The sequence below is a fragment of the Methylobacterium sp. UNC300MFChir4.1 genome (assembly GCF_900110155.1).
GTDB lineage: Bacteria > Pseudomonadota > Alphaproteobacteria > Rhizobiales > Beijerinckiaceae > Methylobacterium.
The window spans coordinates 24,897-49,472 of the sequence record NZ_FOCS01000010.1; the positions used below are offsets into that span (position 1 = coordinate 24,897).

Here is a 24,576-nt window from a genome sequence, read left to right on the forward strand (position 1 = left end):
CGCGATACGACGCAGGCCCTCCGGCGCGACGCGCATAGGTGATGGCGCCGCCCTGCCCTAGGATGAGGGGCCTGTCCGACCCTGCCGGACTCGGCGCCGCCACGCGGAACGGCTGATGAGCACCCTCGACCTGCTCGGTCTGACGCTGTCCTTCTACGGCACGATGCCGCCGCCGCGGCCCCCGCGGCCCAATCGCAACGGCGCGACCTGGGCGGCCGCCCTGATTTTCGGCGGCGTCTGCCTCGCGACGATCGGGCCGATGATCACCATCTGGAGCTTCCACCGGCCCTATGCCGAGGCCAAGGCGCGCTGCATCGCCTCCGGCGGCCGGGTCCTGTACGGGGCCCTCGACGGCAGCGGACCCTATCGCTGCGAGCGGCCCGCGGCCGCCGCGCCCATTGCGCATCCGGCCAAGCCGGCGGATTAATCCGCCCGCCGCATGCGCTTCAGGTCGATCCGGCGCCTCCCGACGCGAACCCGGATAGCCTCACCTTGGAAAACGCGATCACCCGCTGGGTCCAGTCGACCGCCCTGATGCGGTCGGATGTCGAGGCCCTGATCGGCTTCGCGCTGGCGATCGGCGTCACCCTGCACGCCCTGCTGCGCAAGCGCCGGGTCAGCGTGGCGGTGGGCTGGATCGGGCTCGCGTGGCTGTCGCCGATCTTCGGCACCGCCCTGTACCTGACCTTCGGCATCAACCGGGTCTCGCGCCGCGCGCGGCGGCTGCGGACCAAGCCGTCCGACGCGACGCAGCTGCCCGACACCGACGACGCCGTGGTGCCGGAGGCGCTCTGGCCCCTCGACCGGGCGATCCGGCGGATCACGAGCCTGCCGGCCTTCGCGGGCAACACCGTGCAGATGTTCCGCAACGGCGACGCCGGCTATCCGCAGATGCTGGCGGCGATTCGCGAGGCGCGGTCCAGCATCGGCCTGTCGAGCTACATCTTCCGGGACGACGCCACCGGCCGCGAATTCTGCGACGCCCTCGTGGAGGCGAAGGCCCGGGGCGTGCAGGTCCGCGTCATCATCGACGGGATCGGCGGCGGCTATTTCCGCGCGCCGGTCTACCACCGCCTGACGGCCGCCGGGGTGCCGGCCGCCCTGTTCATGCACTCCGCCCTCCCCTGGCGGATGCCGTTCCTCAATCTGCGCTCGCACAAGAAGCTGCTGATCGTCGACGGGCGGATCGCCTTCACGGGCGGTCTCAACATCTCGCACCCGAACCGCGTCGCCCTGAAGCCCGAGCACCCGATCCGGGACACGCATTTCCGCCTGACCGGCCCCGTGGTCGAGCAGCTCGCCGCCGCGTTCGCGGCCGACTGGGCCTTCGTGGACGGCGAGATCCTCGACGGCCCCCCGTGGTTCGTCGACCTCGAGCCCTGCGGACCGAGCGTCGCCCGGGCGGTGACCTCCGGCCCGGACGCGGACGTCGAGAAGATCGAGCAGGTCATCCTCCAGGCGCTCGCCTGCGCGCGCCGGTCGGTGCGCTTCGTGACGCCCTACTTCCTTCCCGACGAGCTGGTGACCGGCGCGCTCGCCCAGGCCGCGACCCGGGGCATCACCGTCGACGTGATCATCCCGCGGGTCAGCGACCATCCCTACATCGACTGGGCGACCCGGGCGCATCTCGACCCGCTGCTGCGGGCCGGCGTGAACGTCTGGCTCGACGAGCCGCCCTTCGACCATTCCAAGGCGATGGTGGTCGACGACATCTGGTGCTTCGTCGGCAGCGCCAACTGGGACATGCGCAGCTTCCGGCTCAATTTCGAGCTGAACGTCGAGATCATCGACGCCGACCTCGCCGCCGACCTCGACCGGTTCATGCGCGGCAAGATGGAGGCGCGGCTCAGCCGGGAGGATCTCGCCGCGCGCGGCCTGCCGATCCGTCTGCGCGACGCAGGCGTGCGACTGCTGCTGCCATACCTTTGAACCGGGCGGGGGCGTGCGCCTCCGGCGCCGGGCCGAGATGGACGACAATCGGCCGGTGATCGGAGCGTCCCCGCGGCAGCACCGCGTGCGCGTGGCAGACGAGCCCGCGGGCGAGGCAGCGGTCGAGCCGCAGCGGCAGCACCTCGACCATCGCGTGGGTCGATTGCCGCGGTCCGACGTCGCGGAAGCCCGGGATCAGCGCCGGGCCGACGATATTGTAGTCGCCGAGCACGGCCGCTCGCGGCGGCAGCTCGCTGACGATGCGCCGCAGCTGGCGCCGGTTCAGCATCTGTCCGTGCGACAGGTGGACGTTGGCCACGCCGAACTCGCCGAGATCGAGGATCTGGCAGACCCGGTGCACGAGGGCGCCGGAGGGGAGCGCGATGACCCGGGGCGGCGCCGCCCAGGGCTTCGGGCTCCACATGGCGAGCCCGTGGATCCGGCCCGGCAGGGGCGCCCAGGCGTAGTGGCCGCCGATCCGGTCCAGCAGGAAGCCGATGGCGCGGGTCGCCTCCTGCATCAGCAGCAGGTCGGGCTTCTCCTGCGCCACGAGGGCGGCGACGTCGTCCACCGCCGCGCCGGTGCGCCGCAGCAGGTTCCAGCTCACGATCTTGAAGGGCTGGTGCGGCCGCTCGGCGGGGCGGATCGGCGTGACGGGCGACGGTGCGGGGGTGGAGCGGGCCGGGCGTGCAGCAGGATTCATCGGGCCGGTCTCGTACCTCAACGCGCGGCGCTCCCGCCACCGCCACGCTCTAACGCGCCCGGAGCCGGGACGTTCGACCGCATGCGCGCCGGGCGCGGGCGCGGTCCGACCTGGGCGCCCCACAGCCCATCGCCGGGCGCCGCTTGAGGCGGACCCGGTCGGCGGCCTAAGAGCCGGCAGGGCGACGCCGGCCGCTCCGCGGATCGCCGCGCACCGCCATCCCACCGATCCCGTCCGGAGGCCATGACGGCGTTCAGCTTCATCCATGCCGCCGACCTGCATCTCGGCAGCCCGCTGTCGGGCCTCGCCGCGCGCGACGCGGAACTGGCCCGGCGCCTCGCCGCGGCGAGCCGGCAGGCCTTCGAGGATCTGGTGAGCCAGGCGATCGAGCGGTCGGTCGCCTTCGTCGTTGTCGCGGGTGACGTCTACGACGGCGACTGGGCCGACACCACGATCGGCCTGTTCTTCGCCCGGCAGGTCGCCCGCCTCGACCGCGCCGGTATCCGGACGATCCTCGTGCGCGGCAACCACGACGCCGAGAGCGTCATCACGCGCTCGATCACGCTGCCGGCCTCCGTCCACGTCTTCCCGACCGCCCGCGCCGGCACCCTGCGCCTCGACGCGCTCCGCGTCGCGGTCCACGGCCGCAGCTTCCAGGGCCGGGCCGTGGAGGAGAACCTCTCGCTCACCTACCCGGCCGCCGTGCCGGGCTGGTTCAACCTCGGGGTCCTGCACACCTCCTGCACCGGCCACGCCGCCCACGAGACCTACGCCCCCTGCTCGGTCGCCGACCTCGCGGCCCGGGGCTACGAGTACTGGGCGCTGGGCCACATCCACGAGTACGCGGAGCTGTCCCGGGATCCCTGGATCGTGTTCCCCGGCAATCTCCAGGGCCGGAGCGTGCGCGAGTGCGGCGAGAAGGGCGCCGTCGTGGTCGACGTCGCCGACGGGCGGGTGACCGGCGTCAGCCGCCTGCCCCTCGACCGGGCGCGATTCGAGCAGATCACGGTCGACCTCGCGGCGGTGGCCGACGCGCGCGGCGCCGTCGAGGCCGTCGAGGCGGCGCTGAGGCCCCTGGCCGGGATCGCGGCGCGCCGGCTGCTCCTGGTCCGCGTCCACCTCGCCGGGACGACCCGGGCCCACGACGCCCTCGCGGCCGATCGCGAGTCCCTGACGGCCGAGATCCAGGCGGCCGCGCACCGGCTGCACGAGGACATCTGGCTGGAGCGCCTGAAGATCGAGACCCGCCGCCCGCGCGCCGCGGCGGAGCCGACCGGCGCCGCCATCGACCCCGCGGCCCTGCTCGCCGACCTCGACCGCGACCCCGAGTTCCGCGCCCGGGCGAAGGCGGCGCTGGCCGAGATCGGCGGCCGGATGCCGGGGACGGCCGCCGCCGAGGCCGACCTCGACGCGGAGTTCGACGCGCTCTGCGCCGAGGCCGAGGCCCTCGTCCTCGGACGCCTCGGCGGCCGGCACTGCTGAGGCGCGCGCCCATGGACCCCCGATGCGCCTGATCCGCCTCGCCTTGGAGCGCTACGGCGCCTTCACGGACCGCACCGTCGCGTTCCGGCCCGACGCGCGCCTGCACGTCGTGCTGGGCGCCAACGAGGCCGGCAAGAGCACCGCGCTGGCGGCGGTCACCGACCTGCTGTTCGGCTTCGGGAAGACGACGCCCTACGCCTTCCTGCACGATATGCCGCAGCTGCGCCTCGGCGCCGAGATCGCCGCCGTCGACGGCCGCCGGCTGTCCTTCCGCCGCCGGAAGGGCAACAGCCGTACCCTCATCGACGCCGCCGACGCGCCGCTCGCCGACGACGCGCTGGCGCCGTTCCTCGGCGGCCTGTCCCGGACGGTGTTCTGCCGGGCCTTCGGACTCGACGCGGCGAGCCTCCGGGCCGGGGGCCGCGAGATGGTCGACGTGGAGGGCGAGGTCGGTGCGAGCCTGTTCGCAGCGGGCTCGGGCCTGCGCGGCCTCACGGAGCTGCAGACGACGCTCGACGCGGAGGCCGACGCCATCTTCGCCCCGCGCCAAGCCAAGCACCGGACCTTCTACCAAGCGCTGGAGCGCCACGAGACGGCCCGGCGAGCGATCCGCGAGCGGGGCCTGCGCGCCGGCGACTGGCGCGCCCTGAACGACGAGATCGCCGCAGCGGCCGCGCAGCTCGAGGCGCTCCGGTCCGAGCAGAAGGCCGGCGCGGTCGCGCGCGCCCGGCTGGAGCGGTTCAAGCGCGTCCGCCCGATCATCGCCGAGATCGACGCGCTCGAGCGGCGCATCGCCGCCGAGACCGACCTCGTCGACGCGGATCCCGCCTGGATCGCCCGCCTGGGGGCGGCCCTGGACGCGTGCCGCGCCGCGGACGCCGAGGCGGAGCGGGCCGAGACCGCGCGCGACCGGGCCCGCGGCGAGGCCGAATCGGTGCCGGTCGAGCCGGGGCTGACCCATCGGGCGGACGAGATCCTGGCGGCGTTCAGCGGCACCCGGGAGTTCGAGAAGGGCGGCACCGACCTGCCCCGCATCGAGGGCGACGCCCACAAGGTCGGGCTGGATCTGGAGCGGCTGCGCGCCCGGATCGGCGTGCCCGACCTCGCCGCGCTCGAGGCCCGCCAGCCCCCGGACGCCGCGCGGGCGCGGACCGAGCGGCTGATCCGCGACGGTCGGACCCTGGCGGCCGCCGAGGAGCAGATCGCCCGCGACCTCGCCGCCGCCCGCGCCGAGCAGGAACGCCTCGCCCGCGAGGTGGAGGCGGCCGACGCGGCCCGGGATCCGACCCCGCTCCGGGAGGCGCTGAAGCCCCTCGCCCGACTGCACGAGTGGATCGCCGCCCGCGACACCCTCGACGGCGCGATCCGCCGGGAGGCGGCGCTGCTGCGCAACCAGGCCGAGCGGCTGTCGCCGCCGGTGCCCGACCTCGCCGCCCTCGTGCGGACGCCCCTGCCCGCCCCCGACACGGTCGCGCGCTACCGTCAGGGCCTCGAGGCGAAGACCCGCGAGCACGAACGGGCCGCCGACCGGTGCGACGCGGCCCGCCGGCAGGTCGCGGTCACCCGGGCACGGCTGCGCGAGCGCGAGGCCGGCCGGCCCGTCGCCACCCGGGAGCGGCTCGACGCCCTGCGGTCAACCCGCGACGCGGCGTTCGCGCCGCTGCGCGACGCCCTCGCGGCCGGCCGGGCGGCCGCCGTCGCCGAGGTTGCGGCCTTCGAGCGCGCGCTCCTCGAGGCCGACCGCGTCGCGGACGAGCGCGCCTCCGACGCCGCCCGGGTCGCCGCCCACGCGGCCGACCTGGAACGGCTCGCCGCCGAGGAGGCGGAGGCCGCGCGAGCCGACGACGTCCTCGCCGGTCTCGCCGCGGAGATCGCGGCGGGCGAGGCGGCGTGGCGCGAGGCGTGGCGGCCCGCCGGGCTCGTGCCCGGTCCTCCGGCCGAGATGGCGGCCTGGCTCGCCGAGGTGGAGAGCCTGATCGAGGCCGAGCAGCGCCTCGCCGCGCAGCGGATCGAGGCCGACCGCCTCCTGGCACGGATCGAGGCCGCGCGGGGGCCCCTGGCCGACCTGCGCAGCCGCGCCGGCCTCGACGCCGCGCCGGACCTCGAGATCGCCGCCGCGCTGGACGGTCTCGAAGTGCGGATCGCCGCCCTGGCGAGCCGCTGGGAGGCCAACCTGCAGACCGCCGGCCTGCTGCGCGCGGCCGGACTGTCCGTCGCGCGGCTGGAGGCGAGCCTCGCGGAGACCGCCGCCCGCCGGGCCGCCTGGCGGGCCGACTGGGAGGCGGCGCTGCTGCCCCTCGGCCTCGACGGCACGGCCGGTCCGGAGGAGGCCGAGGGCGCGATGGAGGCGTGGCGCAGCGTGCCCGACCGGCTGGCGGAGCGGGCCGCCCTACAGCGCCGCTCGGCGGGGATCCGCCGGGACATGGATGCGTTCCGAGCCAACGCCGCCGCCCTGGTCGAGGCCCTGGCGCCCGACCTCGCGGAGGTGTCGCCCGCCGGCGCGGTCCGATCGCTCCACGGCCGCCTCGTCGCCGCGCAGGCCCGCGAGGCGCGCCGCGCCGAGCTCGACCGCCGCCGCGACGAGGCCGAGGCCGCCCATCGCGGCGCCTGCGACTCGCGCGACGCGGCGCGGGCGACGCTCGCCCGGCAGGTGGCCGAGGTGATGCCGGACCTCGCTGCGGCACCGACGCCGGAGATCGACCGGCTGTTCGGCCGCCTCAGCGCGCGGGAGGCGCTGCGCGCCGAGCGCCTGCGGCTCCGCGTCACGCTCGCGGGCGCGGCCGACGGGCTTCCGGAGGCCGAGCTGCGCGCCGGCCTGGAGACCGTGTCGCCGGAGGCGATCGAGGCGGAGCTGGCGCGGCTGTCGCTCGAGGCCGACGAGCAGGCCGAGCGCGGGCAGGTCATCTTCGCGGACCGCGACCGGGCGGAGCGGCGGCGGGCGGAGCTCGAGGGCGGCACCGGCGCCGAGCTGGCCCTCGCGGAGCGCAAGGCCGCTGAGGCGGATCTCCAGGCGGCTTCCCGCTCCTGGGCCGTCTTGCGGCTCGCCGGGCTGATGCTCGGGCAGGCGGTCGCCCGCCACCGCGCGGGGCAGCAGGACCCGCTCGTCACCCGGGCGGGCGCGCTGTTCCAGGCTCTCACCGGCGGCGCGTTCTCCGGTCTGGCGCAGATCTACGACGAGGCCGACACGCCGAAGCTCGCCGGGCAGCGCGCCGGCGGCGGCACGGTCGCCATCGAGGGCATGAGCGAGGGCACCCGCGACCAGCTCTATCTCGCCCTGCGGCTGGCCTATCTGGAGGATTACGCCGGCCGCGCCGAGCCGGCCCCGTTCATCGGCGACGACCTGTTCTCGACCTTCGACGAGACCCGGACCGGCTACGGCCTCGATGCGCTGGCGGCGATCGGCGCCCGGGTCCAGCCGATCCTGTTCACGCACCACCGCCACGTCGCGGACATCGCTCGCGACCGGCTCGGCGACGCCGTCGACGTGGTGACGCTCTAGGCGTCGCCGGCGGAGGGGTCGTTCGTCCCCTCCCCGGCCACCGCGTCTCAGCCGCCCGCGCCCCCGAGGTAGCGCGCCTCCAGATGGGCCCGGAACGCCGCCGTGCCCAGCCTCGTCCCGGTGGCGCGGGTGAGGAGGTCGTCGGTGTCGAGCAGGCTCCCCACCGCGTGGACATGCGTGCGGAGCCAGTCCCGCAGGGGCCCGAAATCGCCCTGCGCGAGGCAGCCCGGCAGCGCCGGCTCGGCCGCGCGGGCCGCCCGGAACAGCTGCGCGGCCGCCAGGGCGCCGAGCGTGTAGGTCGGGAAATACCCGAAGGCCCCGCTCGGCCAGTGGATGTCCTGGAGGCAGCCGACCCGGTCGTCGGGCACCGTGAGCCCGAGGAGATCGCGCAGGCCGTCGTTGAATGCCCCCGGCAGGTCGCGCACCGCGAGGTCGCCCGCGATCATCGCGGTCTCCAGCCGGTAGCGCAGGAGGATGTGGGCCGGATAGGTCGCCTCGTCGGCATCCACGCGGATGAAGCCCGGCGCGACCCGGGTGTTGAGCGCGTGCAGGTTCTCCGGCGACCATTCCGGCCCGGACCGCCCGAACGCCGCCTGCAGGAGCGGCGCCAGGAAGCTGAAGAACTCCCGGCTCCGGCAGGCCTGCATCTCCACGATGAGCGACTGGCTCTCGTGCAGGCTCATCCCCCGCGCCGCGCCGACCGGCTGGTTGCGCCACGCCGCCGGCCGGCCCTGCTCGTAGAGGGCGTGCCCGGTCTCGTGGAGAACGCCCATCAGCGCCCGGCCGAAATCGGCCGCGTCGTAGCGCGTCGTGATCCGCACGTCGTCGGTGGCGCCGCCGCAGAACGGGTGCAGGCTGATGTCGAGCCGGCCGCGGGTGAAGTCGAAGCCGACCGCCTCCATCAGCTTCAGGCCGAGGTCCCGCTGCACCGCCACGTCGAACGGGCCGGCGAGCGGGAGCGGCGCCGGCCGGGACGCCTGGATCTCCCGGGCACGGGCGATCAGGGCCGGCAGCCAGCCGGTCAGGTCCGCGAAGAGCGGGTCGATCGTCGCCCGGCGCATGCCGGGATCGTAGCTGTCGAGGAGCGCGTCGTAGGGATCGAGGCCGAGGGCCGCGCCCTTCGCCTGGCCGATCTCCCGCTGGAGCCGCAGCACCTCGGCGAGGTGGGGTTCGAGGCGGGCGAAATCGGCGTCGCGCCGCGCCTCGCGCCAGACCATCTCCGAGCGGGACACGGCGCGGGAGCTGGCCTCGACGAGGTCGCGGGGGACCGCCGTGGCGTGGGCCTGTGCGCGGCGCATCTCCCGCAGGTTGGCGGCGGGCCAGGGCTCGAGGCCCCCGCCCTGCTCGGCCGCCGCGAGCTCCTCGGCGGCCTCGGGGGCGGTGAGCATCCCGTGGGCGAGCCCGCGCAGGATCGCGAGCTGGTCCCCGCGGGCCTCGGCGGCGCCGTCCGGCATCAGGGTCTGCGCGTCCCATCCGAGGATCCCGGCCGCGCCCTCCAGGGCGGCGAGCCGGGCGAAGCGCTGTTCGAGGGTCTGATAGGCGGTCATGCGGTCTCCGGTCGGGTACGTCTCGCGGCGCGATGCGGCGGGTCTCATCCCGCCTGAAGCATCTCCAGTTCCAGCCAGCGGTCCTCCGCCTGCGACAGCTCGGTCTCGGCCTGGGCCAGCATGGTCGAGGCCTTGTCGAACCGGGCCGGGTCGCGGGCGTAGAGCTCGGGGTCGGCGAGGATCGTGCGGAGCTGGGCGATCGCCGCCTCCAGCTTCTCGATGCGGGCCGGCAGGGTCTTCAATTCGTGCTGGTCCTTGAAGCCGAGCTTGGGCTTGCCCGACGGCTGGGCGGCCGGCGCGGCGGCGCGCTCGCGCGACTCCTTCGCCTTCGGCGCGACGGTCCGCGCCTCGACGCCCTGACCGCGCTGGACCAGCATGTCGCTGTAGCCGCCGGCATACTCGACCCAGCGGCCGGCGCCCTCCGAGACCAGCACGCTGCCGGCCACGCGGTCGAGGAAGTCGCGGTCGTGGCTCACCAGGATCAGCGTGCCCTGGTAGTCGCCCAGCATCTCCTGGAGCAGGTCGAGGGTCTCGAGGTCGAGGTCGTTGGTGGGCTCGTCGAGGACGAGGAGGTTGGCCGGCTGGGCCAGGGCGCGGGCGATCAGCAGCCGGTTGCGCTCGCCGCCGGAGAGAACCGAGACCGGCGTGCGCGCCTGCTCGGGCGTGAACAGGAAGTCCTTGAGATAGCCGATCACGTGGCGGCTCTGGCCGTTCACCGTGACGCTGTCGCCGCGGCCGCCGGTCAGCACGTCGGTGACGGTCATCCCGGGCTCCAGCACGGCGCGGGCCTGATCGAGCACCACCGGCAGCAGGTTGGTGCCGAGCACCACCTGCCCGGCATCCGGCGCGAGCCGGCCCATCAGCAGGTTGATCAGGGTGCTCTTGCCCGCGCCGTTCGCCCCGACGATGCCGAGCCGGTCGCCCCGCATCACCCGCAGGGACAGCCCGTCGACGATCCTGCGCTCGCCGTAGCTCTTCGCGATGTCCCGGGCCTCGACGACGAGGCTCCCGGAAGATTCGGCGTCCGAGGCCTGCATGCTGACGCTGCCCACGGGGCGGCGCACCTCGCGTCGGTTCTGCCGGAGTTCGTGCAGGTTGCCGAGGCGGCGGACGTTGCGCTTGCGCCGCGCGGTGACGCCGTAGCGCAGCCAGTGCTCCTCGGCGGCGATCTTGCGGTCGAGCTTGTGCTGGTCCCGCTCCTCCTCCTCGAAGAAGGCGTCGCGCCACGCCTCGAAGCTGGAGAAGCCCTGGTCGATCCGGCGGGTCTCGCCGCGGTCGAGCCAGATCGTGGCCCGCGACAGGGCCGAGAGGAAGCGCCGGTCGTGGCTGATCAGCACGAGGGCCGCGCGGGTGCCCTTCAGCTCGGTCTCGAGCCACTCGATCGCCGGCAGGTCGAGATGGTTGGTGGGCTCGTCGAGGAGCAGCACGTCGGGCTCGGGGGCGAGCGCCTGCGCCAGCGCGGTGCGGCGCCCCTCGCCGCCGGAGAGCTTGCTCGGATCCTCCGCGCCGGTCAGGCCTAGGCTCTCCAGCAGGTAGCGCGCGCGGTGGGTCGATTCGCCCGGCGGCAGGCCGGCCTCGACGAAATCCAGGGTGGTGGCGAAGCCCGTGAAATCGGGCTCCTGCGCGAGGTAGCGGATCGTCGTGCCGGGCTGGACGAAGCGCCGGCCCCGGTCGGGCTCCGTGAGGCCCGCGGCGATCTTCATGAGCGTCGACTTCCCCGACCCGTTCCGGCCGACGAGGCAGGTGCGCTCGCCCGGCGCGATGGCGAGGCTCGCGCCCGTGATCAGCGGCGTGCCGCCGAAGGTGAGCGCGACGTCCTGGAGGGTGAGGAGCGGGGGAGCGGCCATGGGCCGGCTTATGGCAGTGCGGGGCGGCCTGTTCAAACAGAGCCGCCCCGGTCTGTCGGCGCCCGGTCAGGCGATCGGGTTGGCCGGTCCCGTCGGCGGGCTGATCTCGGGCACGCCCGGATCGTTGACGGGGATCTCGGGCGGCTGGATGCCCGGCGCCTCCGCCGGGGTGTTCCCGGGGATCTCCGGCCCGGGCGGCTGGGTCGGCGCCTGCGGCGGATCGTAGGGGCGGTCCGGCACCGGCGTCGGCTGCGGCGGCACCTCGGGGACCTGCCCCGGGTCGGCGAGCGTGAAATCGGGCACCGTCATCCTCCGCGAGACCGGCGGTGCACAGCGGCACCGGTCCCGCGGAAACAGAGTGCGGCGGATCCGGTTCCGGAGGGCTACTTCTTCGTCAGCAGGAGGTTGCCCTCCTTGCTCGCCACCTTCTGGATCTTCTCGGCGAACAGGGCGAGGAGGAACGGCAGCTTCACCTCGAGGCGCACGCTCTCCGCGCCCACGTCAATCGTGCCGGCGATCTTCTGCGCCACCGCGGACACGCCGAAATCGAGCCGGTCGCCCGTCCAGGCGAGCTGGTCCACCGTGATTCCGCTCTTGGCCAGGAGGGCCCGCGCCTGATCCGTGCCGTGCTCCAGGCGCCGCCTGGCCTCGTCGCGGCCGAGGTCGTGCGGGATGTCGACGATGAGGGGCTTGGGCATGGGTGGGTGATCCGAGCTGAACCCGGCAGCAGATGGTGCGTCCGGGTCCGGCAGACAACGCCCCGGAGGCTGCGCCGCCCGCGCGGGCGGAGGCGCGCCGGGGCGCTCGATGCCCGTGAAGGGTCAGTGCACGACGTGCAGCGACACGTAGCTGACGCCGCCCATGCCGAGGGCGCGGGCGGAGCCGCGCGACAGGTCGATGATGCGGCCGCGCACGAACGGACCGCGATCGTTGATGCGCACGACGATCGAGCGGCCGGTCCGCTTGTTCTCGACGCGGACCCGGGTGCCGAACGGCAGGCTGCGATGGGCGGCGGTCAGTCCGTTGGGGTTGAAACGCTCGCCGTTGGCGGTGCGATGGCCGCTCCCGTACCAGGAGGCCGCTCCGCTCTGGGCGGCAGCCGGGAGGCTTGTTCCGACGACGGTGGACAGCATTCCAAGCGAGACAACGAGCTTACCGAAACCGAACGACATTCTCGACGCATTCCCATTGTTTTTGTCGGGGCGGCGCCAGTCGTGCCCGAAACGGGCCGGAATATGGCAGGCTTTTTCGGGCTGTCGGGGTCACATTTTGGCCGATTTCGCGCTGGTCATCCCCATTACATGGCGGCTTATTTCAGTTTATTTCCGCTCTTGTTGCGGGTGATGCATTGGCGTGTGGTTCTGCGTATTCAGCAAGAACTGCTCGCCTCCGTCGGGGAGGATGCAAAATAGGACATCATTCTTAAGCCTTGCGCGGAGCGTGACCCTGCGTCCCGCTGAGGTGGAAGCGCGACCCGCCCGGCGCCCCTGGCACGACGATGATTGTCGTGCGCGGCTGTTTCCCAAGCACAGGCTGCCGCGGCCGCGCGCGACCCGCAGGGATAGAGTGTTGTCGCCCGATCCCGGCGGCGCCGCGCGGCCGGGTAACGGTTGCTTAATCTGTCGGAGGATTGTCCGGGCGCCCGGTCGGCAAAATCTGCAGCCCCAGAACGGGACGCGCCGGACGCGAAATCGACAACGTGACCTTTACCGTACCCGGCGCATGGTCTGCCGGTCAGTCGCGTAACCGGTGTTTGCCATGGCTTCCCCGCGTACCGTGGCTGCCGACGCCGTCGCCCGGAAACAGGTCTCGCGTGCCGGGCGGCCCGCGTCGGCGCCACGGATGGGTCTCGTACCCGCCCAGCGTTCTCTGCCCCTCGACCAGGTACTCGTCGGGGACTGCATCGCGGCCATGAACGCCTTGCCGGCGTCGAGCGTCGACTGCGTGTTCGCCGACCCGCCCTACAACCTTCAGCTCGGCGACGCCGGCCTCCTGCGCCCGGACCAGAGCCGCGTCGACGCGGTCGACGACGACTGGGACAAGTTCGCGACCTTCGAGGCCTACGACACCTTCACCCGGGACTGGCTCGCCGCCTGCCGCCGCGTGATGAAGCCGAACGCCACCCTCTGGGTGATCGGGTCGTACCACAACATCTTCCGGGTCGGGAGCGCGTTGCAGGATCTCGGTTACTGGATCCTCAACGACATCGTCTGGCGCAAGGCCAACCCGATGCCGAACTTCCGCGGCAAGCGCTTCACCAACGCCCACGAGACCCTGATCTGGGCCTCGCGCTCGGCCGACTCGAAGGGCTACACCTTCCATTACGAGGCGCTGAAAGGGGGCAACGAGGACCTCCAGATGCGCTCGGACTGGTTCATCCCCCTCTGCACCGGCGAGGAGCGGCTGAAGGATGCGGAGGGCCGCAAGGTCCACCCGACCCAGAAGCCCGAGGCTCTGCTCGCCCGGACGCTGCTCGCGGCGACCAATCCCGGCGACTTGGTGCTCGACCCGTTCTTCGGCACCGGCACGACCGGCGCCGTCGCCAAGCGCCTCGGCCGCCGCTTCATCGGCATCGAGCGCGAGGCGATCTACGCCGAGGCGGCCCGGGAGCGGATCGCCGCCGTGGAGACCCTGTCGAGGGCCGCCCTCATGGTGGCGCCGACCAAGCGCGCCGAGCCGCGGGTCCCGTTCCTGTCGGTGATCGAGGCGGGCCACATCCGCCCCGGCGAGACCGTGACCGACGAGCGCCGCCGGTTCCGCGCCACGGTGCGCCCGGACGGCCAGCTCGACAACGGCCTCGTCATCGGCTCGATCCACAAGATCGGCGCGCTCGTGCAGGGCCTGCCGGCCTGCAACGGCTGGACGTTCTGGCACGTGGAGCGCGGCGGCAAGCCGGTGGTGATCGACAGCTACCGGGCCGGTCTCCGGCAGGCGATGGCCAACGGCTGAGCCAGCACACCGTCTCTGCGAGCGGAGCGAAGCAGTCCAGCAGCGCCACGCAGACAGATGTCGCGCTGCCCTGGGTCGCTGCGCTCGCGATGACGGTCGGCTACCGCTTCCGGGCCGGCCCCGGCCGCCGCGGCGATGACCGGGCCCGCGCCGGTGCGGGCGATGGCTCGACCTCGCCTTCGAACAGTTCGTCCGTCTCCTGCGGCGGCACCGGCGCCGCCTTCGGCTGCGGCTTCGGGACAGCGCGCACGCGCGGGCGCGGGTCCGGATCCGGCATCGAGACCGGTGGCTCCATCGCCGCCAGCAGCGGCATCGGCGGCGGTTCCTTCCTCGGGCGCCCGCGCGGCTTCTTCTCGGGCTCCGGCTTCGGGTCGAAGGCGTGCGCCAGGACCTTGCGCATGAGGCCGGGCAGCGGTTCGTCCGCGAGGGCGCCGCGCGGCGTGAAGCGCATGCCGGCCGGAGCCGGCGTCGCCAGCGCGACGCGGGCCACGAACACCGTCAGCTCCAGGGGAAAATGCGTGAAGCCGTGGCGGACGAGGCCCGGGAGCCGCTTCCAACGCGCGTCGAGGGGCGCGTCCAGCAGGGCGGCGGCCACGTCGTAATCCGGCTCCCAGGCGCTCCCCGGCGGCTCGGCCATGTTGCCGAGCAGCCCCTCGGGGGCGCGGGTCCGCAGCAGCACCGCCTCGTCGCCGCTGCGGATCGCCACGAAGGCGGCGCCGCGGCGGAGCGCCCCCTTGGCGACCCTGATCTTGCGCGGGAAGGTCTCCTGCGTGCCCAGCGACCGCGCCCGGCAGGGCCGCATCCACGGGCAGAGCGCGCAGGCGGGGCGCTTGGGCGTGCAGATCGTCGCGCCGAGATCCATGAGCGCCTGGGCGAAGTCGCCCGGCCGCTCCTGCGGGACGAGCGCCTGCGTCAGGCGGCGGATCTCCGGCCGGCTGCCCGGGAGCGGGGCCGCCACCGCGTAGGCCCGGCTCAGGACCCGCTCGACATTGCCGTCGACGGCGGCCTCCGGCCGGTCGAACGCGATCGCGGCGATCGCGCCGGCCGTGTAGGCGCCGATTCCCGGGAGCTTGCGCAGGCCCTCGGCGGTGTCGGGGAAGTGGCCGCCGGCCGCCGCGACCGCCTTCGCGCAGGCGTGCAGATTGCGCGCGCGGGAATAGTAGCCGAGGCCGGCCCAGGCCGACATCACCGCCTCCTCGGGCGCCTCGGCCAGGGCGAAGATGTCGGGGAAGCGCGTCAGGAAGCGCTCGAAATACGGCCGCACCGCCGCGATGGTGGTCTGCTGCAGCATCACCTCGGACAGCCAGACCCGGTAGGGATCGGGGACTGCGCCGGCGAGCGCCCGCCAGGGCAGCACCCGCCGATGCCGGTCGTACCAGGCGAGCAGGTCGTCGGCGCGCGGTCCGGGACCGGCTTCAGGATCCGTGGCTGTGCGAGGCGGCATGGGCGGGTCGACAGGGGTCGCGCTGCATAGCCGGAGCGCCGCGGCGATCATAGGGCGGCGAAAGCGCCGGCGCGTGCTCCCTTCGTCAACCATCCTGCGCTAACCTTCTCGGATCCACGGGGCCGGAACCACCATGGCGCGCGTCAAACCGCTGGCCGAACTGATCGAGAGTTGCATCGGGCCGGCCTTCGCGGCGCAGGGTTTCGCCTCGACCGACATCCTGGCCGCGTGGCCGGAGATCGTCGGCGAGCGGCTGGCGCGCTACTGCCGCCCGTCCAAGCTGGAATGGCCGAAGCGCCGCCGGAGCGAGTCCGCCGCGCCCGAATCCGGCACGCTGGTCGTGCGCGTCGAGGGCGTCTTCGCGCTCGAGTTGCAGCATCTCGCGCCGGTGGTGATCCAGCGGATCAACGCCCATTACGGCTGGGCCTGCGTCTCCCGGATCGTGCTGCAGCAGGACCGGGTCGGGCGCGCCGGCCGGGCGCCCGCCCGCGCGCGGGTCGATCCGGCCGCCGCCGTCGAGGTCCAGCGCGCCGTGGCGGGAATCGCCGATGACGGCCTGCGCGCGGCCCTCGATCGCCTCGGCACCGCCGCCGTGGCGACGCGCCCGGAGCGGTGAACGGTCGATTCGGTCACCTTGCCAGGACGGTCGCGCCCGAGTACCGGCATCCGGACGCCACGACTGATCAATCCGGCGGAGCCTGCCCGATGACGACGCGACGCGACGCTCTCAAGTTCTCCGGCCTCGCCCTCGGCGCCGGCCTCGCCCTGCCGTATCTCGGACGTCCCGCCCGGGCGCAGAATTCCGAGATGGCGGCCCTGCTGCAGCCGGGCCCCCTCGGCGACGTCTGGCTCGGCCCGGCGGACGCCAAGTGCACGATCATCGAGTACGCCTCGATGACCTGCTCGCACTGCGCGGCTTTCCACCGGACCACGTGGCCGACCCTGAAGGAGCGCTACATCGACGCCGGCAAGGTGCGGTTCACGCTCCGCGAATTCCCCCTCGACCCGCTGGCCACCGCGGCCTTCATGCTGGCGCGCTGCCAGGGCGATGCCAAGTACTACCCGATCACCGACCTGCTGTTCGATCAGCAGGCGGCCTGGGCCTTCACGCCGAAGCCCGTGGACGCGCTGGAGCAGATGCTCCGGCAGGCGGGCTACAACAAGCAGACCTTCGAGGCCTGCCTGAAGGACCAGAAGATCTACAGCGCGGTCAACGCCGTGAAGCAGCGCGGCCTCGACGTCTTCAAGGTGGATTCGACCCCGACCTTCTTCATCAACGGCGAGCGCTACACCGGCGAGATGACCGTCGAGGGGATGGAGAAGGTGATCAAGCCGATCATCGGCGCCTGATCGGCCCGCCGGGGCCTCGCGCGCGGCGCGGCTCCGGCGCATCGCACAAAGTTGGAATACCAAACTAAAATCAATTACTTACGGTGTATGGGGTTCGCCTTGACACTCAAGATAGGCGAAACTATGGTGCGCCCCGCTTGCTGGGGGTGTCCAGCCGGTTCCACAGCTTCCCGCCCGATGAGTTTTGAGCCGTGAACGGCGACGATCCGAGGGACGGGAGAGGGACCGAGCAGACGCCGACGGACAGCGAACTCTCCGCGAGGCTCAGACGTCTCGAGACGCAGATCGAACGGAAGCGGCCGCAGGCTGCTCCCGGTCATTCCACGCGCCCTCGGGACGGCGGGCCATCCTCGCTGGGCCAGGCCATGACGCTCTCCACGGAGTTCGTCGCGGGCGTGATCGCGGGGGGCATACTCGGCTGGATCGTCGATCATGTCTTCGGGACGAAGCCCTGGGGCCTGATCGTCCTCCTGATGCTGGGGTTCGTCGCGGGGGTCTACAACGTGATGCGGGCGTCGGGTTTCGCCGGCGCGCGTCCGGGACGGCGCGATCGGCAGGAGCCATAAGGCGCGCCGGTCAGTGGGGAATGTGGGGCGGCCGACACCCGTCGGCGCGCCGGACAAGAAGGGCGGAAGCGGGAATGGCGGTCACGATCGACCCGATCCATCAGTTCGAGCTGAAGCCGCTCGTGTCGCTGGGCCATATCGGCCACCAGCAGCTCGCGTTCACGCAGTCGGCCCTCTACATGTTCGCCGCCGTCGGCGTGATCGCGCTCATCACCATCGTGGCGACCGCGTCCCGCTCGGTCGTTCCGGGCCGCATGCAGTCGCTGGCCGAGATCTTCTACGAATTCATCGCCGACACCGTGCACCAGGCGACGGGCGACGGCGGCAAGCGGTTCATGCCGCTCGTGTTCTCGCTGTTCATGTTCGTGCTCGTCCTGAACCTGTTCGGCATGATCCCCTACGCCTTCGCGGTGACCAGCCACCTGATCATCACCTTCGGCCTCGCCGCGCTGGTGATCTCCACCGTGGTGATCTTCGGCGTGATGAAGCACGGCACCCACTTCTTCGGCCTGTTCGTGCCGTCGGGCGTGCCGAAGCCGCTCCTCGCGATCCTGGTCCCGATCGAGGTGATCTCGTTCATCTCGCGCCCGATCAGCCTGTCGGTCCGTCTGTTCGCCAACATGCTGGCCGGCCACATCGCGATGAAGATCTTCGCGTTCTTCGTGGTCCAGCTCCTTCTCGCGGGCGCCTGGAGCGTGCTATCGCCGCTCCCGCTGTTCCTGACGATCGCGCTGACCGCTCTCGAGTTCCTCGTTGCGGCGCTTCAGGCCTACGTCTTCGCGACGCTGACGGCGATCTACCTCAACGACGCCCTTCACCCCGGCCACTGATCGGCCGGCTCCACCCGCCGCAAACGTCACCGCACGTTTCGATCTGAAGAGACCTCAGGAGTTACCATGGATCCCGTCGCTGCGAAGTACATCGGCGCCGGCCTCGCCTGCCTCGGCATGGCGGGTGCGGGCATCGGCCTCGGCAACCTGTTCGGTCAGTTCCTCGCCGGCGCCCTTCGCAACCCGTCCGCGGCCGACGGCCAGCGCGCCACCCTGCTCCTGGGCTTCGCCCTCACCGAGGCGCTCGGCATCTTCTCGCTGCTGATCGCGCTGCTGCTGCTCTTCGCCGTCTGATCGGCGCCAGAGGCCGCGGTCCCCGCGGTCTCCTCCCGGGCCCCGGCCCGATGAACGGGTGGACGCTCCCGCAACGGGGCGTCCGCCTTCGTCCGTCACCGCGCCGGCGGTGGCCTCAGCGAACGGTGTCAGTGTAGCGGTCTCATGGCGCAGCCCAATCCCCTCACCATGCCGCCCCCGGGCGCCGACACGCAGGTCGTGCCGGGCCATGTCGAGCATACGGAAGCGCATTCCGGCGCCTTCCCGCCCTTCGAGACCTCGGGCTTCCTGGCGCAGCTGATCTGGCTCGCCCTGGCCTTCGGCCTCCTCTACTACCTGATGGACAAGATCGCGCTGCCGCGGATCCAGTCGATCCTGCACGCCCGCGCCGAGCGCCTGCGTGCCGACCTGGACCAGGCGCAGGCGATGAAGGCCGAGGCGGATGCCGCCGGCGTGGCCTTCGAGACCGCCCTCCGGGACGCCCAGGGCAAGGCGCGCGACATCGCGCAGACCACCCGGAACGAACTGGCCGCTGAGGCCGAGACCAAGCGCAAGGCGCTGGAGGACGAGCTGAACGCCAAGCTCTCCGCCTCCGAGGCGACGATCCGCACGCGGACCGAGGCCGCCATGGGCAACGTCCGCTCGATCGCGGGTGAGGCCGCGTCGGCCATCGTCGAGCGTCTGACCGGGCAGGCCCCGGACCGGACGAGCCTCGACCGCGCCCTCGACGCCACCGCACACTGACGGGATCCCACGATGCTGCTCGAAGCCGAATTCTGGGTCGCCGTCGCGTTCGTCATCTTCATGGGCATCGCCTGGAAGGCCGGCGCCTTCTCGACGATGCTCAAGGGCCTGGACGGGCGCGCCAACCGCGTCCGCCACGAGCTCGACGAGGCCAAGCGCCTGCGCGAGGAGGCCGCCGCCGTGCTGGCCGACTACAAGCGCCGCCGCGCCGAGGCCGAGAAGGAGGCCGAGTCGATCGTCGCCGGTGCCCGCGAGGAGGCCCAGCGCGCCGCCGAGGAAGGCCACCGCAAGCTGGACGATTTCCTGGCCCGCCGCACCAAGGCCGCCGAGACGAAGATCGCCCAGGCGGAAGCCCAGGCCGAGGCTCAGGTCCGCGCCGCCGCCGCGGAGGCCGCCGTGAAGGTCTCGGAGACGATCCTGCGCGAGCGGATGCAGGGTGACGCCGCCCAGAACCTGATCCGCGCGAGCCTCGGCGAGGTGCGGACCCGCATGCGCTCCTGATCCGGAGGCAGCAGCGCGACGTTCACGAAAGCCGCCTCCGGGCGGCTTTTTTCATGGTCGACGGCCCCTGTCGGCCGACGCGATCCCGCCCGGCGCGGGATCGGGGGACGGGCCGCGCAGGACGCGCTTCCGACGCCGGGCGGAATCGGCGCGCGCCGCGGCGAACATCGAGGCCGTGACCGGCGTTCCCGACCCGTGAGGATGCGGAGACGTCATGGCGGAGAGACCACGGATCGTGATCGTCGGCGGCGGCGTCGCCGGGATCGAAGTGGCGACCAGCCTCGGACGCGGCGGCCGGGCCGACGTCACCCTCGCCGATCGCAGCCTCTCGCACGTCTGGAAGCCGATGCTGCACACCTTCGCGGCGGGTACGGCCCGGGCCGACCGGCAGAAGGTGGATCTCTTCGCCCAGGCGCGCCGCAACGGCTTCCGCTTCCAGCCCGGCGCCCTCGTGGGCATCGACCGGGCGGCCAGGCGCGTCCGGCTCGCGGTCGAGGCCGCGGAGGGGGTTCCGGAAGTGGAGCGCGCCTACGACCTGCTGGTGCTCGCCATCGGCAGCCGCGCCAACGATTTCGGCACGCCGGGCGTGGCCGAGCATTGCCTGACCATCGACGACCTGACCGAGGCCGAGCACTTCCACGAACAGCTGCGGTGCCATCTCCTGGCCCGGCTCGACGGCGGCGGCCTGCTGGAGATCGCCATCGTGGGCGGCGGTGCGACCGGCGTCGAGCTGGCCGCCGAGCTCAAGCACGCCATCAACCTCTTCGCGGCCTACGGCTCGCCCGACCTGCCGGGGCGCCTGCGCCTGACGCTGATCGAGAGCGGGCCGCGCCTGTTGCCGGCCTTCCCCGAGAAGGTGTCGCGCGCCGCCGCCCGCACCCTGTCGGATCTCGACGTGGAGGTCCGGACCGGCGCGACGGTGACGGCCGCGGACGCGGACGGGTTCATCCTGAAGGACGGCCGCCGCATCCCGGCCGGGCTGAAGGTCTGGGCCGCCGGCGTCAAGGCGCCGGACGTGCTCGCCGGCCTCGACGGCCTGGAGCGCTCGCGGGCCGGGCAACTCGTCGTCCGCCCGGACCTGCGCACGACCCGGGATCCGGCCATCATCGCCCTCGGCGACTGCGCCAGCCTCACCGACTCCCGGACCGGCCACCCCGTTCCGGCAACCGCGCAGGCCGCACGCCAGCAGGCGCAGCATCTCGCGCGCCATCTCGGCCGCGCGCTGGCCCGCGGGGATGCGCCCGACGCGGACCTGCCTCCGTTCCACTATGCCGAGAAGGGCGCGATCGTCTCGCTCGCGGATTTCAACGGCTGGGGCACGCTCGGCCGCTACACGTTCGGCGGCGGGCGCCTGAACGGGCTCTCGGCGCGGCTGACGCACGACCTCCTCTACCGGCAGCACCAGATCGGGCTCTACGGGCCGCTGCGCGGGACGATGACGTGGGTCCTCGACGATCTCGACCACCTGATCAGCCCGCCGGTGCGGCTCGACTGAGGCGGCCGGCGCGGATCCGGCGTCGCGGGCGGCGCGCGGTGCCGCCGGCGGCCCGAGTCCTCGGTCCAAGTCCTCGGTCTCAGTCCGGACGCTCGCCCTCGACCGCCTTGGTCTCCTCGACCTCGGGGGCGACCTGCCCGTAGTTCAGCACCGCCACCAGCGCCACGCCGCCGAACGTGTTGCCGAGCAGCGTCGGCAGGAAGAACTTCACCGCGTAATCGTGCAGCGACGCGGCGCCCGTGACCACGAGGTAGAAGGCCTCGACGGAGCCGGCCACGATGTGGGCGAGGCTGCAGAGCGCGACCAGCCACGTCATCAGGAGGATCACGAACGGCGCCGCGCTGGCGGTGGCCGGCAGGAACCAGACCATCAGGGCGATCATCCATCCGGCGAAGACGGCCTTGACGAAGGTCGCCCAGAACCCGTGCGCGATGGCGTCGTGGCTGATCTCCGCGAAGGCCCTGAGGACCGGCGGCTCGAAGGCGCCCGAATAGGCCAGCACCGTCGCGATCGCGAGCGTGCCCAGGATGTTGCCCGACAGCACAATCGTCCAGAGCCTGACGACGCGGAGCGCCGTCTTCACGGAGCGGTCGTGCAGGAGCGGCAGGATCGGCGTGATGGTGTTCTCGGTGAAGAGCTGCTGGCGCCCCAGGACGACGACCAGGAACCCGACCGCGTAGCCCATCGAGCCGACGATCTTGGCCCAGTCGGTTTCCGGCAGGTGGCTCCGCAGGACGCCCGGCACGATCAGCGACAGGGCGATGCTGAGCCCGGCCGCGAAGGCCGAGAGGAACAGCGCGAGGCCGTGGCGCCGCAGCTCCTCGTCGCCCTCGAGCCGGATGACCTCGTGCAGGACGTAGGCGTCGGGCCGGCCGATCTCGGAGACTTCCTTCAGCAGCTCGTCCCGGCGCGTCTCGGGGTCGGCCCGCTTGTCCCTATCCCGCACCATCCGACAGCTCCGCTACGCAACACGATCGATCGGACGGGACGAGTCAGGCCGAGAGCCGCGCCAGCAGGGCCTCGACGGCGCCGCGCGCCTCGGCGAGGGCCTCCGGGTCCCGGCTGCGCACGACGATCCGGTTGCGGAAGCCCTCCGGCGTGATCGCCGGGTACGAGCCGATGGAGACGGCTTGCCGCGCCCTCGCGATCTCGCCGAGGCCGCCCGCGTAGCTGCCCTCCGGGAGGCCGGCCGCCTCGATCGTCTCGGACAGCATCGCGGCGCCGCCCGTCAGCGTCGGGGCGATCGAGTCCAGCATGGCCTGCATGATGCTGGGCACGCCGGCCATCACGTGGACGTTGCCGATGCGGAAGCCCGGCGCCTTCGAGACGGGATTGGCGATCAGGTCGGCCCCGAACGGGATCCGCGCCATGCGCAGGCGGGCCTCGTTGAGATCCTCGGGTTTGTGCCGCTCCAGCAGCATCGCCCGGGCGCGCTCGTCGACGTCGATGCCGACCCCGAAGGCCTCGGCCACGCAGTCGGCGGTGATGTCGTCGTGGGTCGGGCCGATCCCGCCGGTGGTGAACAGGTAGGTGTAGCGGGCGCGCAGGGCGTTGACCGCCTCGACGATCATGGCCGCCTCGTCGGGCACGATCCGCACCTCGCGCAGGTCGATCCCGGCGGCGGTGAGGAAGTCGGCGATGGTGCCGATGTTCTTGTCCTTGGTGCGACCCGAGAGGATCTCGTCGCCGATGACGAGGATCGCGGCGGTGACGGATTCGGAAGGCTGGCTCATGGAACTCTGGCGTCGGGCGGGTCCTGCAGGCAGATAGCGCGACCGCGGCCCGCGACTACGTGAACCCCGAGGATCCCATGCAGTTCGCCGCGTCGCTGGTGCCGGGACGGCTCGTGCAGCGCTACAAGCGCTTCCTCGCCGATATCGACACCGATGACGGCCGCGTCACCGTTCACTGCCCCAATCCCGGAGCCATGCTCGGGCTCAATACGCCGGGCGCGCGCGTGCTGCTGTCGCGCTCGAGCAACCCCGCGCGCAAGCTGCCGCTCACCTGGGAACTGGTGGAGGCCGACCTCCCCGGCGGGGCGCAGTGGGTCGGCATCAACACGATGCGGCCGAACGCGCTCGTGGCCGAGGCCTTCCGGGCCGGCGCGATCGCGGCGCTCGACGGCCACGACGCGCTGAGGCCCGAGGTGCGCTACGCCGCGGCCAGCCGGGTCGACTTCCTCGCGAGCGGCGCGGCTACGGGGCCATGCCACGTCGAGGTCAAGAACTGCCACCTGATGCGGCGGGCGGGCCTGGCCGAGTTCCCGGACTGCAAGGCGGCCCGCAGCGCCCGGCACATGCGCGACCTGGCGCAGGTCGTGGCCGAGGGCGGTCGCGCGCTGGTGGTCATCGTCGTGCAGATGCGGGCCGAGGCCTTCGACGTCGCCCGGGACATCGATCCCGCCTTCGACCGGGCGTTCCGCGAAGCGCGCGCGGCGGGCGTGGCGGTCCGCGCCTATCGCTGCGCCGTCGCGCCGGAGGGCGTCGCCATCGCCGAGGAGATCCCGGTGATCACGCCGGCCTGACGGCGCCGCGCTCGAACATCAGGTTCAGACGCGAGCGCGCGATCTCGCGGTAGCCGTAGCGCCCCAGATGCCGCAGCAGGTCGAGCTGCCACTGGCCGGTGCCGTTCTCGACCAGCAGGATCCGCGGCAGGAGCGCGTCCGGCGCCTCGCGGAGGAACGGCTCGAGGATCAGGTCCTCGGCTCCCTCGACGTCGAGCTTGATGGCGTCGACGCGGTCGAGGCCCTCGCTGCGCAGCAGGTCGAGGAGCGTCACCGCCGGCACGGTGATCCGCGCGCCCTCGTTGGTGCCGACGATGCGCAGGCTCGACTCGCCGCGGTTGCGCGGATCGATGAACAGGGTCAGCTCGCCGGCCTTGTCGGCCACCGCGCAGGCGACCGCCTTGACGGTGTGGAACGGGTTCTGGGCGATGTTGTAGGTCAGGCGGTCGAACACGTCCGGCTGCGGCTCGACGGCGACGATCCGCGCCCCCGGCCCCGAGAACGCGGCCACGCAGAGGGCGTAGGCGCCGACATTGGCGCCGATGTCGAGGAACACGCAGTCCCGCGGCAGGCGCTCCTGCAGCAGCGCCCGCTCCTCCGGGTCGAAGAACTGCGGGGTGAAGAGCACCTTCTTCTCGCAGTTGTTGTTGTACGGGTGCAGCCGCATCCGCGCGCCGTAGCGGGTCACGTCGAGGGGCCTGCCCCCGAGGCGCGCGATCGCGATCCGGCGCAGGAACAGCGCGAGGCGCCGCCCGTACCAGGACTCGGCCGGGATCCGGTTCGTGCGGCGGGTGATCGCCGCCACGAGGCCGGACGGTTCGTAGGTGCCGTAGGGCTGCGTGTCCGTCATGACCGGGGCGGTTTGCCAGCCGGCGCTCCGACCCGCAAGCGGATCGATCCGCGTTGCTCCCGCG

Annotated in this window: 24 protein-coding genes; 14 read left to right on the forward strand and 10 right to left on the reverse strand. The window is 72.9% G+C overall.

Features of this window, described 5'->3' with window-relative positions; genetic code table 11:
• Positions 1–115 precede the first annotated feature (115 nt).
• Positions 116–427 (forward strand): hypothetical protein, encoded by a 312-nt coding sequence (locus BMY19_RS14880; protein ID WP_100252143.1) that lies wholly within the window; start codon positions 116–118, stop codon positions 425–427.
• A gap of 65 nt (positions 428–492) precedes the next feature.
• Complete coding sequence (locus BMY19_RS14885) at positions 493–1,929, forward strand: phospholipase D-like domain-containing protein (protein WP_020093380.1); 1,437 nt, start codon at positions 493–495, stop codon at positions 1,927–1,929.
• On the opposite strand, the gene BMY19_RS14890 is transcribed toward BMY19_RS14885, so the two are convergent.
• Positions 1,847–2,632 (reverse strand): endonuclease/exonuclease/phosphatase family protein, encoded by a 786-nt coding sequence (locus tag BMY19_RS14890; RefSeq protein ID WP_170862974.1) that lies wholly within the window; start codon positions 2,630–2,632, stop codon positions 1,847–1,849. The two genes, BMY19_RS14885 and BMY19_RS14890, sit on opposite strands and share 83 nt — an antisense overlap.
• A 243-nt stretch (positions 2,633–2,875) precedes the next feature.
• On the opposite strand from BMY19_RS14890, the gene BMY19_RS14895 reads away from it, so the two are divergent.
• On the forward strand, positions 2,876–4,114 hold the full coding sequence (locus tag BMY19_RS14895) for a metallophosphoesterase family protein (protein ID WP_100252144.1): 1,239 nt from the start codon (positions 2,876–2,878) through the stop codon (positions 4,112–4,114).
• A gap of 22 nt (positions 4,115–4,136) precedes the next feature.
• Positions 4,137–7,613, forward strand: coding sequence for an ATP-binding protein (locus BMY19_RS14900; protein ID WP_100252145.1), 3,477 nt, complete (start codon positions 4,137–4,139; stop codon positions 7,611–7,613).
• A 47-nt stretch (positions 7,614–7,660) separates the two neighbouring features.
• On the opposite strand, the gene BMY19_RS14905 is transcribed toward BMY19_RS14900, so the two are convergent.
• The 5 genes from BMY19_RS14905 to BMY19_RS14925 form a co-directional block, all read right to left on the reverse strand.
• Positions 7,661–9,160, reverse strand: a complete 1,500-nt coding sequence (locus BMY19_RS14905) for a carboxypeptidase M32 (protein WP_020093384.1) — start codon at positions 9,158–9,160, stop codon at positions 7,661–7,663.
• A gap of 44 nt (positions 9,161–9,204) precedes the next feature.
• On the reverse strand, positions 9,205–11,007 hold the full coding sequence (locus BMY19_RS14910) for an ATP-binding cassette domain-containing protein (protein ID WP_056525268.1): 1,803 nt from the start codon (positions 11,005–11,007) through the stop codon (positions 9,205–9,207).
• A 66-nt stretch (positions 11,008–11,073) separates the two neighbouring features.
• Positions 11,074–11,310, reverse strand: coding sequence for a hypothetical protein (locus BMY19_RS14915; RefSeq protein WP_026604965.1), 237 nt, complete (start codon positions 11,308–11,310; stop codon positions 11,074–11,076).
• An 80-nt stretch (positions 11,311–11,390) separates the two neighbouring features.
• Complete coding sequence (locus tag BMY19_RS14920) at positions 11,391–11,705, reverse strand: polyhydroxyalkanoic acid system family protein (RefSeq protein WP_100252146.1); 315 nt, start codon at positions 11,703–11,705, stop codon at positions 11,391–11,393.
• A gap of 123 nt (positions 11,706–11,828) precedes the next feature.
• Positions 11,829–12,179: a septal ring lytic transglycosylase RlpA family protein gene (locus BMY19_RS14925; protein ID WP_100252147.1), complete on the reverse strand. Its 351-nt coding sequence runs from the start codon at positions 12,177–12,179 to the stop codon at positions 11,829–11,831.
• 586 nt (positions 12,180–12,765) lie between these two features.
• Between BMY19_RS14925 and BMY19_RS14930 the strand changes: the two genes are divergently transcribed.
• Positions 12,766–13,956, forward strand: coding sequence for a site-specific DNA-methyltransferase (locus tag BMY19_RS14930; protein ID WP_280141631.1), 1,191 nt, complete (start codon positions 12,766–12,768; stop codon positions 13,954–13,956).
• A 100-nt stretch (positions 13,957–14,056) separates the two neighbouring features.
• On the opposite strand, the gene mutY is transcribed toward BMY19_RS14930, so the two are convergent.
• Entirely contained in the window at positions 14,057–15,400 is a 1,344-nt protein-coding gene (gene mutY, locus BMY19_RS14935; RefSeq protein WP_100252247.1) for an A/G-specific adenine glycosylase, read from the reverse strand.
• Between the two features lie 133 nt (positions 15,401–15,533).
• Here mutY and BMY19_RS14940 point away from each other — a divergent pair, with 133 nt between their 5' ends.
• The 8 genes from BMY19_RS14940 to BMY19_RS14975 all read left to right on the forward strand — a co-directional run bounded on the left by BMY19_RS14940 (position 15,534) and on the right by BMY19_RS14975 (position 21,159).
• On the forward strand, positions 15,534–16,016 hold the full coding sequence (locus tag BMY19_RS14940; RefSeq protein WP_020093391.1) for a DUF721 domain-containing protein: 483 nt from the start codon (positions 15,534–15,536) through the stop codon (positions 16,014–16,016).
• Between the two features lie 89 nt (positions 16,017–16,105).
• Entirely contained in the window at positions 16,106–16,750 is a 645-nt protein-coding gene (locus BMY19_RS14945) for a DsbA family protein (RefSeq protein ID WP_100252149.1), read from the forward strand.
• Between the two features lie 191 nt (positions 16,751–16,941).
• Positions 16,942–17,316, forward strand: coding sequence for an AtpZ/AtpI family protein (locus BMY19_RS14950; RefSeq protein ID WP_056525259.1), 375 nt, complete (start codon positions 16,942–16,944; stop codon positions 17,314–17,316).
• Between the two features lie 74 nt (positions 17,317–17,390).
• On the forward strand, positions 17,391–18,146 hold the full coding sequence (locus tag BMY19_RS14955; RefSeq protein ID WP_020093394.1) for a F0F1 ATP synthase subunit A: 756 nt from the start codon (positions 17,391–17,393) through the stop codon (positions 18,144–18,146).
• Positions 18,147–18,212: 66 nt separating this feature from the next.
• A complete protein-coding gene (locus BMY19_RS14960; protein WP_007566773.1) occupies positions 18,213–18,440 on the forward strand; it encodes a F0F1 ATP synthase subunit C in 228 nt (75 codons plus the stop codon).
• A 168-nt stretch (positions 18,441–18,608) separates the two neighbouring features.
• Positions 18,609–19,163, forward strand: a complete 555-nt coding sequence (locus BMY19_RS14965) for a F0F1 ATP synthase subunit B family protein (protein WP_244534929.1) — start codon at positions 18,609–18,611, stop codon at positions 19,161–19,163.
• 15 nt (positions 19,164–19,178) lie between these two features.
• Positions 19,179–19,664, forward strand: coding sequence for a F0F1 ATP synthase subunit B family protein (locus BMY19_RS14970; protein ID WP_170855147.1), 486 nt, complete (start codon positions 19,179–19,181; stop codon positions 19,662–19,664).
• Between the two features lie 214 nt (positions 19,665–19,878).
• The gene (locus BMY19_RS14975) at positions 19,879–21,159 is read left to right on the forward strand and encodes an NAD(P)/FAD-dependent oxidoreductase (protein WP_091976979.1); all 1,281 of its coding nucleotides are present in this window, start codon (positions 19,879–19,881) and stop codon (positions 21,157–21,159) included.
• Between the two features lie 79 nt (positions 21,160–21,238).
• Here BMY19_RS14975 and BMY19_RS14980 read toward each other — a convergent pair whose 3' ends face one another.
• The gene (locus BMY19_RS14980) at positions 21,239–22,108 is read right to left on the reverse strand and encodes a formate/nitrite transporter family protein (protein ID WP_091976981.1); all 870 of its coding nucleotides are present in this window, start codon (positions 22,106–22,108) and stop codon (positions 21,239–21,241) included.
• A 43-nt stretch (positions 22,109–22,151) separates the two neighbouring features.
• Positions 22,152–22,892, reverse strand: coding sequence for a competence/damage-inducible protein A (locus BMY19_RS14985; protein WP_020093399.1), 741 nt, complete (start codon positions 22,890–22,892; stop codon positions 22,152–22,154).
• A 77-nt stretch (positions 22,893–22,969) separates the two neighbouring features.
• Here BMY19_RS14985 and sfsA point away from each other — a divergent pair, with 77 nt between their 5' ends.
• A complete protein-coding gene (gene sfsA / locus BMY19_RS14990) occupies positions 22,970–23,683 on the forward strand; it encodes a DNA/RNA nuclease SfsA (protein WP_091924979.1) in 714 nt (237 codons plus the stop codon).
• Here the strand turns inward: sfsA and BMY19_RS14995 are convergent.
• Positions 23,670–24,512, reverse strand: coding sequence for an FkbM family methyltransferase (locus BMY19_RS14995; RefSeq protein WP_100252151.1), 843 nt, complete (start codon positions 24,510–24,512; stop codon positions 23,670–23,672). The genes sfsA and BMY19_RS14995 overlap by 14 nt on opposite strands.
• Positions 24,513–24,576 lie beyond the last annotated feature (64 nt).